Origin of the sequence: Lactobacillus sp. B4007, from assembly GCF_026535895.1 — a bacterium.
Classification (GTDB): Bacteria; Bacillota; Bacilli; order Lactobacillales; family Lactobacillaceae; genus Lactobacillus; species Lactobacillus panisapium.
The window spans coordinates 250634-267294 of the sequence record NZ_JAFNPA010000004.1; the positions used below are offsets into that span (position 1 = coordinate 250634).

The window sequence follows — 16661 nt, forward strand, 5'->3', positions numbered from 1 at the left end:
ATAATAATAATTTACACTTTGTAGATTGTAATCTTCAAACTGTAGTGCTATATTGTTCACTATGCTGTTATAAGGAGGGGTGAATTTGGTTAAAAAGAGAAGCCTCGATCTTGATAAGGTGATTGCGAAGGCGACGGAGCTGATTGGTCAAAAAGGACTTTCTGCGACTACTCTGCCGAACCTAGCTAAAGAGTTAGGCGTTCGTTCACAGTCACTCTATCACTATGTTTCAGGTCGTAAGCAATTATTATCACTTGTTGGTGCAAGCAGGATTAAGATATTAAGTAAAAAGCTGGTTGAAAATCTGATGGGCATTGCAGGAGAGGAAGCTTTACTGAGATTTGCGGATATTGTACGTAATTTTATTTTGAATGATCCCGCACTTTTTAGTATTCTTTATCACCTGAATGAGTATAAACCCGAGGATGCTATCACTAAGGAAATCATGAATGTAATCGCATTGGCCGATAAATTGAATTTAAGAAGTGACAGTACTGTTTCACTTCATTCTTTAATCGGTGCGGTATTAGGATATGTTTTTCTAGACGTATCAGCATCTTTTGAGAATGAAACTAGTAAAGAGGCCGATCAAGGTTACCATGATTTGATTCTCAAATTAGTTCAGCCAAAAAATATTTAATTAAGAATAGAGAGGAAAAGCAGAGTGCAAAAACTATTAAAGAACCATATTTTTTCATTCATAGCATGGATTTTAATTTTAATTATTTCTGTTGTGGCTTTGCCAGATGTTACCGGATTAACGCGTGAGCACTCAAACATTTCCTTGCCGCAAGATGTTCAAAGCGAGGTCGCTAAGTCAATTCAAAATGATTGGGGACCTAAGCAAAAGGACACTTATCAAATAGCAGTTGTCTTCAACAAGGAAAAAGGTAAATTAACCGCAGATGATAAAAACGCAATCAATGAAACGATTGACCAATTAAAAGAAAACAAGAGTAAGTACGGTATTAAGATGGTCATGGCACCGGATGATAATATCGCAACGAAAAAGCAATTGCAGTCCAAGGACGACAAAGCCTGGATTTTGCAGCTTAATGTTGCGAAAAAGCATGGTCCGGTCAATGATGTTGAACAAGAGCTGAATAAAGCTGTTAAAACAACGGGAATTCGGACTTATGTTACGGGAGCCGATGTTTTACAGAATTCCTTTTCAAATTCAATCCAAGAAGGGATAAAGAAAACAGAGGTTATTACTGTCATCTTCATCTTTATCGTATTAGTGATTGTATTTAAGTCACCAATTGTGCCACTGATTTCGTTATTAACAGTTGGGGTGTCTTTCATTACCGCCTTTTCAATTGTTACTAACTTAGTGAAGTTCCAAAACTTCCCATTTTCAAACTTTACGCAGGTCTTCATGATTATTGTTTTGTTCGGAATTGGTACGGACTACAATATTCTTTTGTATGATAAGTTTAAAGAAGATTTGGGTAAGGGAATGGATCGCTATGAAGCGATGAAAAGCTCCCTCAAAGTTGCTGGGAAAACTATTCTATATTCGGGCTCATCTATCCTGATTGGATTTTCTGCCCTAAGCTTAGCTAACTTCTCCATTTACCAATCAGCAGTTGGTGTGGCAGTTGGTGTAGCAATCTTATTAATTGTTTTATTAACCTTGAACCCATTCTTTATGGCTGTTTTAGGTGAAAAAATGTTCTGGCCAGTTAAGAAATTTACTGGTGAACAAGAAGATAAACTATGGCATGGTATTTCTAAGGGAACACTAGCACACCCAATTATTTACTTAATTGTCCTTGCAGTTGTGGTAACTCCATTTGCTTTGATGTACTCAGGTCATCTAAATTATGATGACACCGACGAAATTGATAACGCAGAGCCAGCAAAAGCAGGGATGCGTGTAGTTCAAAAGCACTTCTCAGCTGGTATGGCTGAGCCTTCTACTTTGTATATCAAGAGTAATCATCGTCTTGATAACGAAGCGGACTTGCGCTTAATCGATCAACTGACGAGACAATTAAAGTCCTCAGGGGATGTCTCACTAGTAACTTCTGTCACCCAACCTTACGGTGAAGAAATTGATCAGCTTTATGTTAAAAATCAGTTGAACACTGTTAATCAAGGGGTTGACCAGGCGCGTGCTGGTCTAGGTAAACTAAGCAAGGCAAGTAAGAAGTTAGCTAATGGTGCAAGCCAATTAGCCGACGGTACTAGTCAATTACAGGATGGAACAGGTAAGCTTCAGAGCGGAGCTAACCAGTTACAAAGTGGCACTAGCCAATTACAAAGTGGTGCTGGTCAATTGCAAAGCGGCTCCGGCCGTTTACAAAGCGGCACTGCTCAGATGACTAGCGGCTTAAACCAATTAAATTCGCAGCTATCTGCAGGTTCTCAAGGAATTGCAGCCGCACAATCAAATACTAAAGCTGCACTTGAAAAGAGCTATAAGGCTAATCTGGCACAAAGCATTAATAGTGTTCCTGGATTAACGCCACAACAAAAGATGGCCGCCATGCAAGCAGCTGGCGCAGCTCTTGAAAAATCATGGTCGCAAGTTTCGGCTTCTATGCCAAACGTCTCGGGCCAAATGGGTCAATTGCAGTCAGGTGTGGGCAGATTAGCCTCTGCATCTGGTCAATTGAATTCAGGTGCTACCACATTAAACGGTGGTGTCGGTCAACTAAATTCAAATCTTGGTAAATTAAATTCAAGTGTAGGCCAGTTTAGCTCCAGTATTGGTCAACTAAATTCAAGTGTCGGTCAGTTAAATACCGGTGCAGGGCAACTTGCTTCAGGAACGCCTAAATTAACTTCAGGTGTTGATGAAGTTAACAGCGGCTTAGGCCAAGGAGCAGCTTACTTAACGGGTCTTGCTAGCTCATCTGCAGCAGATAGTTTTTACATTCCGAAGGAATTTATCAAAAATGATACTTTCCAGACTTCAGTTGATAACTACCTTAGTCCAGATAAAAAGTCAGCAATGATTATGATTGTCTTTAATTCAAACCCGAGCGGAACTGAAGCAACTGAAAAAGCGCAGGAGCTTAGTTCAATGGCTAAGAAGTCATTGCAAGGAAGTCGCTTAGGTAAAGCAACGATTGCCATGGGTGGTGAAAGTTCCAACATTGCCGATATTAAGGATATTGCTAATAAAGACTTTATTAGAACAGCTGCAATTATGTTGATCGGAATTGGCATTGCGTTAATCTTTGTCACTCGTTCATTGCTGCAACCAGTTTATATTCTGGGCACGCTTCTCATTGCTTACTTCTGCTCATTATCAATTACTGAATGGGTTGTAAAAGCTACAATGGGCAAGGACTTATTAACTTGGAATACGCCATTCTTTGGTTTCATTATGTTAATTGCCCTCGGAGTTGACTACAGTATCTTCCTCATGACACGTTACCGTGCAATTGAAGGTAATAAGCCAAGTGAAAGAATGCTTAAAGCTTGTGGTATTATCGGAACAGTTGTTGTTTCAGCCGCAATTATTCTAGGCGGTACTTTTGCAGCCTTAATTCCATCAGGCATTCCAACTTTGATTGAGGTTGCATTAGCAGTAATTATTGGTTTGATTATTCTCGTCTTCATTATGCCAATTACCTTATCTGCAGCAGTTAAGCTGACTTATGAAGGTGTTCATTGGAAAAAGAAGAGTAGACGAGTAAAAGGCTAAATAACCTGAAACAGAAAGATTGATTTCTCAAATTGAGAGGTCAGTCTTTTTTTGTTTACCTTTAAAACCCAGGCCGCACTTGATAATATGGCAGTTTTGCAATCAGATAAATAATGAAATACAATTAAGTAATAAATGAAAAAATTAATCTAATGGAGGAAAGAGTCATGTCAAGAATAGTTTTTAATAGGTAACGCAAATTAGCATTGATGACCTTTTTTATCAAACGCTAATAGTGGCACCTACTAGTTTAACGATCGTTATTAATATCTAGGAGGGCAGTCCAATGAAAACTGAAACTGGCATCAATCAGATCAGTTAATCTATTACCGAGGTAAAAATTGGAATTAATAAAAATCAATCACTTAACAGTAAATGTGGCAGCGAAAAAATTATTTGAAATTGCTAGCCTTGGAATTAATTCAAAGCAAAAGATAGGCTTGATCGGGACTAATGGGGTTGGTAAAACCACTTTGATGAAGCTAATTGCTGATATAAATAACCCATCTGAGCTAATTAAAGCTACGGGATCAATAACAAGACTCTGTAATTGGGCTTATGTTCCGCAGCTCTTAAATGCGCAAGATAAAAGTGGTGGCCAGCGTGAAAAGTTGGCCATTAGTAGGGCAATTGCACAATTAAGAAACGCACCAAAAGCATTGTTCTTATTGGACGAGCCGACTTCAAACTTAGACTTTGAGCAGCAAAAATGGCTAATTAACTTAATGCGTGGTCTAAAAAGTTCGTGTCTAATTATCAGCCACGATCAGCATTTTCTAAATCAAGTTTGTGACACAATTTGGTGTATTAAGGACCAGCGTGTAATCACTTTTAAGGGAACTTACTCAGAATTTAAACGAGCGCAGGAAAAGCAGGCTGCACGTATGCAATTAGAATATAACGAGCAGGAAAAGCATCTTAACCAATTAAAAGCTAGTTTTAAACGGCATGCTAAACAAGCTGATTCCTTTAGCCATCCGAAAAAGCACATTAGCAGTTCTGACTGGCGTTCAAAGTCGCTAGGAAAAGTAAAAGCCGCTAATAATGTGGCTCGTGCAACCAAAAATTTATCAAGGCGAATTGAAAAAGAAGCAAAAACGCTAACTAGGCCAGTTGTTCGTAAACAAATCACCTTAAAAAACGGTGCTGCCCAGATGAAGAATGAAGCAATTGCACCTAAAAGCAAGGCTTTAAGACTCAATCCGCAAAAAGTAGTGGCATACCACAAATTACTTTTTACAATTGAACAGGAAGTCAATTTGACCTACCAAAATAAGCTTATCCTAACAGGTGCCAACGGTGTGGGTAAATCAGTTTTTCTAAAAGAGCTGTTTGAGCGTAAGCTAACCGGCTTTTACCATCCCCAGTTGCAGATAGGCTATTTTACGCAAAATATCATTAAGCTGCAATCAGACCAAACGGTGCTCGAAGCGATTATGAAAAGCAGCATTTTTGCTACCAGTGTTACTATGCAAGTTCTGGGTGATCTTCACTTATGGCAGATACGGCATCAAAAAGTTAAAAACTTATCTGGTGGTCAGTTAGTTTGTTTTAATTTGGCGCGAATATTGACGGGCAAATATAACTTGCTGCTATTGGATGAGCCTACTAATTTTCTTGACCTAGAAGCCCTTGCTGCTCTCGCGGACTTTATTGCCGCTTATCCTTACGCACTGATTATCGTTTCGCATGATCAATCATTTATTGAGCAGTTAGGGTTACCAAAATGGACGATTAATCATCAGCGGCTATCTACTAAAGTGGCGGCTAGCAAGCAATCATCAGCTAGTAATTACAATAATCTTGAATTATTAAAGTTTCAGCGCGACCAGTTAATGCTTGCTCCAGAAGCTTCAGTTACAAAAATCAAGCAATTAACAGCTGAAATTGAACAATTGCAAAACCATTAGACGAGCGCCGTTTAATAGTAAAGATAAAAAAGTACGATAAAGAAGTTTTCTTTATTGTGCTTTTTGTTTTATGATTAACATATTAAATAAATATCTGAGCAAAGGGAGTTTCTTATGACTACTTGTCCAAATTGTGGCCGGTCAATTACTGATAATGACAAAGTTTGTCCTAACTGTCAGTTTAATTTACAAAAATATCGTGATACGTTCTTTACGGATCAGCACCAGACCGCCAATTATGAAAATAAAAATACTGCAAAGAAAATTGCCAGTCGTGAGGCATATCGGAAAGAGTTTTATCCTAAAAAGCAAAACTTAACGATTAAGAAAATGCTGCAATGGATGCATCTTAATAGTATGATTGTCTTTTTGCTGGGAATTGCATTGTTGCTAATAATGAGTTTTTCGCGAAGTATTGGTTGGATCTGCTTTTTTGCCTTGCTAGTTTGGCTGTATGCTGTTTGCGTCCGAACTGCTGACATTGAGCGTTACACGGTAGATGAGCGACTGACAGAAAAAGTTAATCAAATCGGCTCTAACTTGTTTAATAATGTTGAAGATTCAAAACAAAAGGTCAAGTCCAGGAAGAGGTCAACCAAAGGCGAGCAACGTGTGGAAGAAGAGGTCGCAACGGTTAAAAAGCATTTTAATTATGTGCAGCTGCTTGTAATTTTGATGGCAGTTATTAACCTGGTTGTCTTATTCACGGGCTCAGGTGCATCAGTAACTGATATTTCGTATAGCGGCAAAATGTCGATTACTAGGGTGGCATTTGGCTTAGCCGGCCGGTTATTCTCATCTAGCGAAACCATGCTTTCTGGGGTAATTGTCTGTGTAATTTGGCTACTAATTTTGCTCTTTCCACTGATTATTACCTATAATACGTTGAAAGATACGGCTAAAGGGCGCCAGATTTCCTTTGTCTTATCGTTAATTGAGACAGTATTTCTCGTCTATTTAATCTATCGCATGTCAAACAGTGCATTATCAAATACGGGCATTTTAAAGAATATTACTAGCCAGCTGCTTTTATACGCAGTTTCAATCGGGGCATCGACATACTTCTTGATTTTATCTAGTGTGATGATGACGATTTTACTTGGCTACAACTTATTTAAAAATAAAAATTAGGGACAATAAAAAGGCTAGACGCATCTCGTCTAGCCTTTTTTATTACTAGTTAAATTATTCGGTTGGCATACTGATTACTAGGTGCTCATTGACAAAAGCCATCATGCCAAGATCACTTAGTTCACGACCATAGCCAGATTTTTTAATTCCGCCGAATGGCAATTCGCCTGAACTGATCCACGTGCCGTTAATAACGGTCATGCCTGTTTCAATCTGAGCTGCTACTTCTTGTGCATGCTTTACGTCGGCGCTGATAACTGATGAGCCTAAACCATAACTTGAGTCGTTTGCCAAAGCTATGGCTTCATCTTCATCTTCGACTTCATACACAATTGCAACTGGGCCGAAAAATTCTTGATCATAAGCTGGGTTTTGCTTGTCAACATTAGTTAAAATAATTGGCCGGAAAAAGGCACCAGCAGAATCAATTTCTGGATATTGGTAAAAGACCTTGGCACCTGCTTTAACTGCTTCATCAACTTGCTTAGTTAACTTGTCTTTAGCGTTAGCAGAATTCATTGGTGGCAAAGTAGTAGCTGGATCAAGCGGGTCACCTGGCTTCAGTGCAGCAAAAGAATTCTTTAATTCATGTAAGACTTCGTCGTAACGGGTTTTAACTGCAATGATTCTCTTAGAAGACGTGCAGACTTGTCCGTCGTTGTATGTTCGCGCGGTACTCAAAGCCTTCTTTAAGACTTGTGGGTCAGCATCGTCCAAAACAATAAACGCATCGTTTCCGCCTAATTCCATCGTTGATTTCTTTAGATTCTTACCAGCATTTTCGGCAACGGATGAACCGCCCCGTTCTGAGCCAGTTAAAGCAACTCCTTGAACTCGTGGATCAGCGATAATGTCATCAAGTTGGTCATAACTTGGGTAGAGGTTGATTAAGCTGCCCTCTGGTGCACCAGCTTGCTTAATAATCTTGGCAGTCATGGCTGCTGATCCGGGAACATTGTGGGCGTGTTTTAATAAAATCGGGTTTCCAACGATAAAGTTAGGAGCAAACACGCGAATTACTTGATAAAGTGGGAAATTCCATGGTTCACATGCCATGATTACGCCAGTAGCTTGCTTAAGGTAATAAGCCTTGCCCAGCTTAGACTCGATCGGTTGAGGCTTAAGCATTTCAGGACCATGATCGGCGTAGTAATCACAGATTGAAGCACAAAGTTCAACTTCACCCTTTGATTCACCAATCATTTTACCCATTTCACGGGTCATGATTTCTGCCATTTCTTGTTCATGTTCACGAAAGGCTGTCGCAATTTGATGTAATGTCTTACACCGGCTTTCTGGCTCTTCATGACGCCATTTTTGGTAAAGTGCATGTGCTAAGTTGATTGAGTCTTCAATTTGGCTAGCGGTCGGATTGTCGTAACTGGCAAAGGTTTCGTTAGTGTACGGATTAATTGATTGATATTTAGCCATCTTGTTATCTCCTTAGGTACTGCAACTAATTGCAGTAAAATTTATAACAACTATTATAAACCGTTTTCATCAAAAAGTGAGGTTTTTCTGGTTACCTTTACTAATTATTTATAAGTAACTTACTTAACAGGTTTTTTAGCAAGGTAAGAGATGGACTCGGCCAGATAGTCGCTAGCATAGGACATGGCATGACGCTTGCCGGCAATTAGTTTGAGGTCAACGCTATGATCGGCTTTAGCTAGTTGACTAATAAAATCAAGTAAGTAGTCGGTTGGCGATAATTCGTTAGTGGAGTTAAGCATTAATAAACGCCCTAGATTGTCGTAATCATAGGATTGTGCGTCTAATTTTTTCAAAGTCTCCTGCTTATCCGTGCCCGTGTAGGTAAGAGTAAAATACTTGTAAAAGGCATCATTAATTTGCTTTAAATCAGTTATGCCAAATTCAAAATTTGCTTGCTGAGATGGACGAACATCTTGGTGGTTTTTCATCCAAGAAGAAAAAGAAACAGGTGCAGACCAAGTTACAGTTGGAAAACCGTATTTACCCGCTAAAAATAGAGCCATTACGCCGCCACTGCTTGCACCTAATTGGGTAATTGCATTAGTTCTATTTTGCCCATACGAACTGTTAAGCAGCCAATTTACAAAAGTAACACTGTCATTATGAGCGGCTGGAAAAATATGTTTGGGCGCTAGCGAATAATTGGGCGCAAACACAATAAAATTCTGCTCCGTAATTTGGGTGCAGTAATCCTTCAGGTTACTTTTATCACCGCGAAACCAACCACCACCGTGCCAGAATAACAGGATTTTAGTTTCCGCATTTGTTTTCTCGGGTAAATAAATATCGGTTGCCAACTGCTTTTTTTCATCATAAAGAACATCATTAATAATAGTCGTCATTGCTAACCTCCAATTCGTTCTTGAATTTATTATACTTTAAAAGGCAAAAGTGTTTATGTTTTGAAAAACAGTTACCTTCTTGGTACCTTATTTTTAGTTACTTAACTTGGAATGATAAATTGCTATCTTTTAATTACCTTTTCTATAATTAATTTTAAAATATTTAAGTTATTATAATTATTGTGCTGAAGAGCTAAAAAAGTAATCATCTGAGTGAATTTTTTGGTAAAATTAGCCTAATATTGGAGGTAAGTTATGCATCTTTCAGCTAAAGCTAGTCGAAGATTAATCAATATCTTGACCGTTGTCAGCGGGATTATTATTATTCTATTGTGTATTTATTGGTACCGCTTAGGGATTTTTACTAGTCAAGCGAAGATGAAGGCATATTTGGCTGATAAGCGCATCATCGGGCCGGTGATTTTTGTCTTAATTCAAATTATCCAAGTAGTCATCCCAATTATTCCGGGTGGTGTCTCTTTGTTGGGCGGAGTAATTTTCTTCGGTCCATTAGCCGGGTTTATCTACAACTATGTCGGAGTTTGCATTGGCTCAATCATCAACTTTTTCCTTGCGCGTTTTTATGGACGACCATTTATCCTGCACATTGTTTCGGAAAAAACGCTCGATAAGTATATGAAGTGGACCAAAAACCAAAATAAATTTAACTGGTTTTTTGCAATCTGTATTGTTGCGCCAATGGCACCTGATGACGTTCTTTGCCTGCTAGCCGGGTTAACCGATATGAAATTCTGGACTTACTTTTGGATTATCATTTTGGGTAAGCCATGGACAATTGCCGCCTACAGCTTTGCCCTGATGTTTGGAATGGACTGGCTTCTTAAGGTAGTTGGCAAATAATGACTGCACGAATCTATTTGCGACCATTTAAGGCTGAAGATGCAACGACACTTTTAAAATGGGGCCAAGATAAGTACTATCACCAGTTAGCGGGTTTTGATCATTACCAAAATCTGACTCAGGCCGAAATTGCAGCTGGCCAATATGCGGCCAGAAAGTATAGTTATGGGGTCTGCTTGGAAAAAACGCATAAACTAATTGGCCTAGTTGAACTATATGACCGCGGCACTAATGAAGCCGAACTACTTACCTCTAAGGAAGTCGGCTTCTTATTAGATAAAGAGTTTTCAGGTCATGGCTACATGACGGAGGCCTTAACTTTGTTGTTTAATTTTGCTTTTGGCAAGTTAAAGCAAGAGCAGATCTGGGCCGGTACTTTTACCAATAATGAACGCTCGCAAAGATTATTGCGAAATTTAGGTTTCAAATTTATTTATGCCGTTGATTTGAGTAAAATCAGCAACTTATTTTCATATGAAGAAAAATATTATCTGCTTAAACGGGCGGATTGGACTAACTTAAACTAGAAGAGACTAGGAAAATTGATTTCTTAGTCTTTTTTTGTACTTAAAAATATTTTTTTCTTTTTTATCAAAATCAGTTAAGCAAAAATATGAATAAGTCAAGTGATTTTATTGGTAAGCTCAATTATTTGAACTATCACTATAATGGGAATAAGCTAAAAGTGTTAATAACCAAAGAAAAATTTCGTCTAGATTGGAGAGTGGAATTATGGAAAAGACAGGACAAGATCGGTTAAATGATCCTTTTTTGAATCATGGCACAGCTTTTACTGAAGAGCAACGTAAGCAATATCATTTAGAAGGGATGTTGCCGCCGCAAGAGCAATCGCTTGAAAGCCAGGTACGTGAAGTCTATTTGCAGTACCAAGAAAAGTCAACTAACTTAGAAAAACGCATTTTTTTAATGACTATTTTTAATACCAACCGGGTGCTATTTTTTAAAATCTTTAGTGAACATGTGACCGAATTCATGCCGATTGTTTATGATCCGACAATTGCGGAAACAATTGAAAATTACAGTCACCTGTTTGTTAATCCGCAAAATGCCGCTTTCCTTTCAATCGATAAACCTGATCAAATGGAAGCCAGTTTAAAAAATGCCGCAGATGGTCGCGATATTAAATTGATTGTAGTTACTGACGGTGAAGAGATTCTCGGAATTGGCGACTGGGGAACTCAGGGAGTTGATATCTCTGTTGGTAAATTGATGGTTTATACGGCCGCAGCTGGTGTGGATCCGGCTTGCGTTTTGCCAGTTGTACTCGATGTCGGTACTAATAACGAAAAATTACTCAAAGATGATCTTTACTTGGGTAATAAACACAGTCGGGTTAATGGCGAAAAATATTACCAGTTTGTAGATCAATTTGTTCAGTGTGTTGAAAAGCTTTTCCCAGGATTGTATTTGCACTTTGAAGATTTCGGCCGTGATAACGCAGACAATATTCTGAAAAAGTACCGTGATCATATTTTGACGTTTAATGATGATATTCAAGGTACTGGAATTATTGTATTAGCCGGAATTTTAGGAGCATTAAAGATTAGTGGGCAAAAGTTGACTGAGCAAAAGTATGTCTGCTTCGGAGCTGGTACCGCCGGTACTGGCATTGTTGAACAAGTATATTCTGAAATGTTGCAAGCGGGCTTAAAGCCTGAAGAGGCCCGGCAGCATTTCTACTTAGTTGATAAGCAGGGATTATTGTTTGACGATACACCTGATTTGACGCCAGCGCAAAAGCCTTTTGTCAGAAAGCGGTCAGAATTTGCCAATGCGGATCAGTTAAAGGATCTGAAGAGTATAGTTCAAGCGGTTCATCCCGACATCTTAGTTGGAACATCTACTCGTTCTGGTGCCTTCACTCAGGATATTGTGACCGAAATGGCGGAGCACACTGAACGGCCAATTATTTTTCCATTATCCAACCCAACGCAATTGGCGGAAGCAAAAGCCCAAGATTTAATCGAATGGACTAAGGGCAAGGCGTTAGTTGCTACGGGAATTCCAGCTGATCCGGTTGATTATCAAGGTGTTAAGTATGAAATTGGTCAAGCAAACAATGCCTTAGTTTATCCAGGACTTGGACTTGGTGCTTTAGCAGTTAATGCTAAAGTTTTGAGCGATGAAATGATTAGTGTGGCTGCTCACTCATTAGGTGGAATCGTTGATTCAACTAAGCCGGGAGCTGCTGTTTTACCACCAGTTGAAAAGCTCAATATCTTTTCGCAAACAGTTGCACATGCCGTGGCTAACCAAGCAATTAAGGATCACCTCAATCAAAATGAATATGACGACGGTAAGCAAGCTGTTGAAGCTTTGCGCTGGGCTCCGGAATATAAAAATGAATAGGAGTGAGGATCAATGCAAGCCTTTATTACTTCTTTAACTAGTGTTGTTGAACTGTTATTGGTCATTGCGTTAGGCTACTGGCTACGCAGCAGTGGAAAACTAGGAGATCAGTTTAAAGGCAATATTTCATATTTAATCATGAATATTGCTTTACCAGCTTCAATTTTTGTTTCCGTGTTGAAATATTTGACTCGCGATAAATTGTTTGGTTTAACTGGCGGCCTCGTTTATGCCATCATTTGTTTCGCCCTTAGCTATTTGTTTGCTTGGCTCTTGTGTAAAGTTCTTCGTATCCGCAAAGGAAGACGCGGGACTTTCATCAATGCTATTACTAATGCCAATACGATTTTTATTGGCTTACCATTAAACATTGCTTTATTTGGGCAAAAAAGTATGCCTTACTTCCTGATTTATTATGTGTTAAATACAGTTTCTACTTGGGCAATTGGGGTCTTCTTCATCTCAAGTGATGATCCAACTGTGCAAAAACAGAAACAGCAGAAATTTAATTGGAAGAAATTGTTGCCTGCTCCATTAGTAGGTTTCCTAATTGCTTTAATATGTTTATTAGTTGAAGTACCAATTCCGGGATGGATTACAACTGTGCTAAGCATGGTGGGCGGAATTGTTACACCAATGTCACTAATTTATATCGGAATTATTTTAGCCGATGCTGGTTTGAAATCAATTCACTTAGACCGTGATACAATTTGGGCGCTACTTGGAAGGTTCATTTTAGTACCAGCGCTGATGATTATCTTGATTGTCTTTGGTGCTAATTGGGGCCCAGCATTACCGAACCTTGCAAAGGAAACTTTAGTAGTTCAATCTGCTACGCCAGCATTAGCCGTTTTACCGATTTTAGTCGGTGAATCTCACGGAGACGTTCAATATGCAACTAATGTTGTTACTACTTCAACGGTCTTATTTGTAATTGTTGTTCCACTCGTTTTAGAGTTAACCGAATTTATTTTGTAATTGGTAATTTGACGATTTATCTTGAAATAAAAAAGCCTGAAAATTTTCCCAGACTTTTTTTATTAAAATCAAACTAGTTCACATTCATTATTCGATCGGCATTTTCTTCCATTACTTGTCTAGCTTTGCCGAACATCATCCAAATTGAAAACAGAAGTGGAACGCCAACGATCAAGATAGTGTAAATGTAATCTGTCGCATAACCATGCCAGTGCCATCCTGAAGAATTCCAACCAGTAAGCATATTAGCGACGAAGTCTGATATGAAGTGAGCAACAATTGCTGGCCAAAGCTTTCCCGTATAAAGATAAAGAACAGCCCATAAAAAGCCACAACCGGTCACACCAATTGCTTGCATAATAGTGGCCGAAAGGGTTGCACCGTGCCAGCCAACATTTCCAAGATGGGCAAGTCCAAAAAGGAGTGTGGAACCATAAATGGCAATTGGAACCCGCCATTTTGGCAAGTGGTTAAAACCTGCTAGTAGGATGATGATGTTTAGATAACGTACAGCTTCCTCTAGGATACCCGGTTCGATTGCACATGTTAAATTAGGTAAGGAAAATTTCAGATTATTAAAATCATATCTAAAAAAGACGGTCCAAATATCTTTGGAATAAGCGTTAAAGCAGTTGTAAAACAAGTCTAATAATGTAAAAAGAATGAGTAAAACAAAAGTAACTTGCTGGAAGTTTTGGCTTTTGTTAAATTTCAAGTTGGGATTAAACCTGAAACCCCAAGCTTTTCCTAGAAAACATGCCAAGATAAATAGGCTAATGGCCGCGATTACTCCTTGTCCCGTAAGTGAATGCATAATTTTGAGACTTCTGGAGACTTTTAACGTGTTGACCAGTCCATACTGGATATTTAATAAGAAAACAATCAGCAGCCTTAAGAACCAGTTCTTAATTTGGGCGGCATAAACCATGGCAATTGGTAGTAGCAAACCAAGCAACACTGCCCATAATAGTAGTACCCAAATAATTTCAATTTGGGGCAAATGCACTAAAAGTAAGTTGCCGATTTTAAGCCAAAAAGTGCAAAGGATGCCGGGGCCAAAAAGTAGGTTTAACCACCGCGTAAACTCGTAAGTAAATTTATCTTTAACTTTCATTTTTTGAACATAAACTGTCAGTGCTAAAAAAAGCACAAGTAAAATAATAGCAGTTACCTGATTTTTCGTCTTTGTTGCATTGTGCAAGCCGCTCACCATCAGCAATACTTCTGCAAGTAAGCAAAAAAGAATCTGAAAATCATATATTTTTTGCCAAGTCTTTTTAGGTAGATTAGTAATTTTCATTTTGGCCTCCTGATAATCAGTATTATAAGCTAAAAAAGGTAATAGATGATTTGCTTTTTCAAAATACTTCATATAAGTAGAAATAGTATTTGCTAAAAACAAGAGAATGACTTAAAATAATATCCAAACACGGAATCCTAAGACTGTTTTAGAGAGTGCACGTAGTGGTGAAAGTGGACAGAGGTCGTTTCCAGATTCCATTAATGTGGGTAATTAATAGTTACACGGTTTGCGGCACCGTTATCGCCAACTTAATGAAGTGCAGTCATGCTAATGACTGAAACTGGGTGGTACCGCGAAGCCATGTAGAGCCAATTCGTCCCAATTTGAGGGATGAATTGGCTTTTTTGATGGAGGTAAAAAGATGCTAGATATTAAAGTGATTCGTGAGAATCTTGATTGGGCTAAGGATAAATTAGGTAGACGTGGCATTAAGCCCGAAGAACTTGATGAATTAGTCAAAATTGATGCCGAGCGCAGAGACGGCTTAAGTCGTAGTGAACAATTGAAGGCTAAGCGGAACAAGGTTTCAAAAGATATTGCTGAAGCTAAAAGAAATAAGGAAGACGCATCAAATGCAATTGCTGAAATGCGGCAAGTTGGACAGGAAATTAAAGAATTAGACGAAAAAGTCGAGAAGCTAACTGAAAAACAAAATTACATTTTACTCAGATTGCCTAACTTCCCAGATGATTCAGATCCAATTGGACCAGATGAAAGCTATAATGAAGAAATCCGTAAATGGCATGAGCCAACCAAGTTAGACTTTAAGCCAAAGGCTCACTGGGATATCGGTACTGACTTAGATATTTTAGATTGGGATCGTGGTGCTAAAGTTTCTGGTGCACGTTTTGTTTACTATAAAGGTGCGGGAGCTTTGCTTGAAAGAGCAGTTTTTAACTTCTTTTTAGATGAAAATACTAAGGAAGGTTATACCGAAGTAATACCACCATACCTAGTTAATGACGAATCAATGCAAGGAACAGGTCAATTCCCTAAGTTCCGTGAGGATGTTTATACAATTGTCGATAATGATGATCCAGATAAGCCACTAGACTTAACTTTGATTCCAACAGCCGAAGTACCACTTGTTAACTACTTCCGTGACGAAATTATTCACGAAGACAGACTGCCAATTAATGTAACTGCATTGTCACCAGCATTTAGAAGTGAGGCTGGATCAGCAGGTCGTGATACCCGGGGTCTAATTAGAATGCATGAGTTTAGAAAAGTGGAAATGGTTAAGGTCTGCAAACCAGAAGACTCATGGGACGAATTAGAAAAACTGACTAAGAATGCAGAACACTTATTACAAAAACTCAACTTGCCATACCATGTAGTTGCTTTGTCAACTGGGGATGCCAGTTTTACAAGTGCAAAGACTTATGATTTGGAAGTATGGATGCCAGCTCAAGATAAGTACCGTGAAATTTCTAGTTGCTCAAATTGTACTGACTTCCAAGCTCGTCGTGCACAAATCCGTTACCGTGATGAAGACGGTAAATTACACTTGGCACACACGCTAAATGGTTCTGGTTTGGCTGTAGGACGGACAGTTGCCGCTATTTTGGAAAATTACCAAAATGAAGATGGAACTGTTACTGTTCCTGAAGCACTTGTTCCTTACATGAATGGAATGACCAAGATTACCAAAGAAGAAAGCTTAATCTAAGAAATAAAATCCCTTTTTACGGGATTTTTTTGTTTTCTTCAAAAAAATTTCCATCTTTTTACGCAAACTGTTGCGCTCAAAAAAGGCAAATTACGAATAATTAGCCCAATAAGTAGTCAAACATCAGAAAAAATAGGTAATAATGGCCATTAGACAAAACTAATTTTACTTTTATAATTAGTAAATAACGAACAAAATCTAAGATTTGACGTGTTATAGCAAAAAGAGTAAAGTATTATCTGTGCTTGAGAGAGCTAGCGTGAGTTAACTGCTCAAGTAAAAAAATTCGAAAAAACTAGTTGACAACTAAGAGCTAGTTTAGTAAGATAATAAACGCTGTTGTAAAAAAGGCAACAGCGAGGTCAGAAAAAAAGTTCTTGACAAGAGGACAAAGATCTGGCAAAATAAAACAGCGGCGTTTACGAGCGTCGCAGGTAGTACCTTG

12 protein-coding genes are annotated in these 16661 nt (G+C 38.6%); 9 read left to right on the forward strand and 3 right to left on the reverse strand.

Features of this window, described 5'->3' with window-relative positions; all coding sequences use genetic code 11:
• The first annotated feature begins 85 nt into the window (after positions 1-85).
• The 4 genes from J3U54_RS08120 to J3U54_RS08135 all read left to right on the forward strand — a co-directional run bounded on the left by J3U54_RS08120 (position 86) and on the right by J3U54_RS08135 (position 6699).
• Complete coding sequence (locus J3U54_RS08120) at positions 86-640, forward strand: TetR/AcrR family transcriptional regulator (RefSeq protein WP_103753137.1); 555 nt, start codon at positions 86-88, stop codon at positions 638-640.
• Positions 641-664: 24 nt separating this feature from the next.
• Positions 665-3658: an MMPL family transporter gene (locus J3U54_RS08125; protein ID WP_220220715.1), complete on the forward strand. Its 2994-nt coding sequence runs from the start codon at positions 665-667 to the stop codon at positions 3656-3658.
• A gap of 341 nt (positions 3659-3999) precedes the next feature.
• Positions 4000-5568 (forward strand): ATP-binding cassette domain-containing protein, encoded by a 1569-nt coding sequence (locus J3U54_RS08130; protein ID WP_267385684.1) that lies wholly within the window; start codon positions 4000-4002, stop codon positions 5566-5568.
• A 114-nt stretch (positions 5569-5682) separates the two neighbouring features.
• Complete coding sequence (locus J3U54_RS08135) at positions 5683-6699, forward strand: zinc ribbon domain-containing protein (protein ID WP_267385685.1); 1017 nt, start codon at positions 5683-5685, stop codon at positions 6697-6699.
• 54 nt (positions 6700-6753) lie between these two features.
• On the opposite strand, the gene J3U54_RS08140 is transcribed toward J3U54_RS08135, so the two are convergent.
• A complete protein-coding gene (locus J3U54_RS08140; protein WP_220232753.1) occupies positions 6754-8130 on the reverse strand; it encodes an NAD-dependent succinate-semialdehyde dehydrogenase in 1377 nt (458 codons plus the stop codon).
• A 119-nt stretch (positions 8131-8249) separates the two neighbouring features.
• Positions 8250-9035, reverse strand: coding sequence for an alpha/beta hydrolase (locus J3U54_RS08145; RefSeq protein ID WP_103753132.1), 786 nt, complete (start codon positions 9033-9035; stop codon positions 8250-8252).
• A 255-nt stretch (positions 9036-9290) separates the two neighbouring features.
• Here J3U54_RS08145 and J3U54_RS08150 point away from each other — a divergent pair, with 255 nt between their 5' ends.
• The 4 genes from J3U54_RS08150 (at position 9291) to J3U54_RS08165 (ending at position 13244) form a co-directional block, all read left to right on the forward strand.
• Positions 9291-9896 carry a TVP38/TMEM64 family protein gene (locus tag J3U54_RS08150; RefSeq protein WP_103753131.1) on the forward strand — a complete coding sequence of 202 codons (606 nt, stop codon included), beginning with the start codon at positions 9291-9293 and terminating at the stop codon, positions 9894-9896.
• Entirely contained in the window at positions 9896-10423 is a 528-nt protein-coding gene (locus tag J3U54_RS08155; protein WP_220220720.1) for a GNAT family N-acetyltransferase, read from the forward strand. The genes J3U54_RS08150 and J3U54_RS08155 overlap by 1 nt, the downstream gene beginning before the upstream one ends.
• A gap of 205 nt (positions 10424-10628) precedes the next feature.
• Positions 10629-12266, forward strand: a complete 1638-nt coding sequence (locus J3U54_RS08160; protein ID WP_267385686.1) for a malolactic enzyme — start codon at positions 10629-10631, stop codon at positions 12264-12266.
• A 12-nt stretch (positions 12267-12278) separates the two neighbouring features.
• On the forward strand, positions 12279-13244 hold the full coding sequence (locus J3U54_RS08165) for an AEC family transporter (RefSeq protein ID WP_103753128.1): 966 nt from the start codon (positions 12279-12281) through the stop codon (positions 13242-13244).
• A gap of 73 nt (positions 13245-13317) precedes the next feature.
• Here the strand turns inward: J3U54_RS08165 and J3U54_RS08170 are convergent, their stop codons facing one another.
• Entirely contained in the window at positions 13318-14544 is a 1227-nt protein-coding gene (locus tag J3U54_RS08170; RefSeq protein ID WP_267385687.1) for a CPBP family intramembrane glutamic endopeptidase, read from the reverse strand.
• A gap of 364 nt (positions 14545-14908) precedes the next feature.
• Here J3U54_RS08170 and serS point away from each other — a divergent pair, with 364 nt between their 5' ends.
• Complete coding sequence (serS, locus tag J3U54_RS08175; RefSeq protein ID WP_103753126.1) at positions 14909-16216, forward strand: serine--tRNA ligase; 1308 nt, start codon at positions 14909-14911, stop codon at positions 16214-16216.
• The last annotated feature ends 445 nt before the right edge of the window (positions 16217-16661 follow it).

What these genes read in the sequence shown, in the direction of transcription:
- J3U54_RS08140 (WP_220232753.1), bottom strand. Translation starts at nt 8,130, where the DNA reads ATGGCTAAATATCAATCAATTAATCCGTACACTAACGAAACCTTTGCC.
- J3U54_RS08165 (WP_103753128.1), top strand. Translation starts at nt 12,279, where the DNA reads ATGCAAGCCTTTATTACTTCTTTAACTAGTGTTGTTGAACTGTTATTG.
- J3U54_RS08160 (WP_267385686.1), top strand. Translation starts at nt 10,629, where the DNA reads ATGGAAAAGACAGGACAAGATCGGTTAAATGATCCTTTTTTGAATCAT.
- serS (WP_103753126.1), top strand. Translation starts at nt 14,909, where the DNA reads ATGCTAGATATTAAAGTGATTCGTGAGAATCTTGATTGGGCTAAGGAT.
- J3U54_RS08155 (WP_220220720.1), top strand. Translation starts at nt 9,896, where the DNA reads ATGACTGCACGAATCTATTTGCGACCATTTAAGGCTGAAGATGCAACG.
- J3U54_RS08170 (WP_267385687.1), bottom strand. Translation starts at nt 14,544, where the DNA reads ATGAAAATTACTAATCTACCTAAAAAGACTTGGCAAAAAATATATGAT.
- J3U54_RS08135 (WP_267385685.1), top strand. Translation starts at nt 5,683, where the DNA reads ATGACTACTTGTCCAAATTGTGGCCGGTCAATTACTGATAATGACAAA.
- J3U54_RS08145 (WP_103753132.1), bottom strand. Translation starts at nt 9,035, where the DNA reads ATGACGACTATTATTAATGATGTTCTTTATGATGAAAAAAAGCAGTTG.
- J3U54_RS08150 (WP_103753131.1), top strand. Translation starts at nt 9,291, where the DNA reads ATGCATCTTTCAGCTAAAGCTAGTCGAAGATTAATCAATATCTTGACC.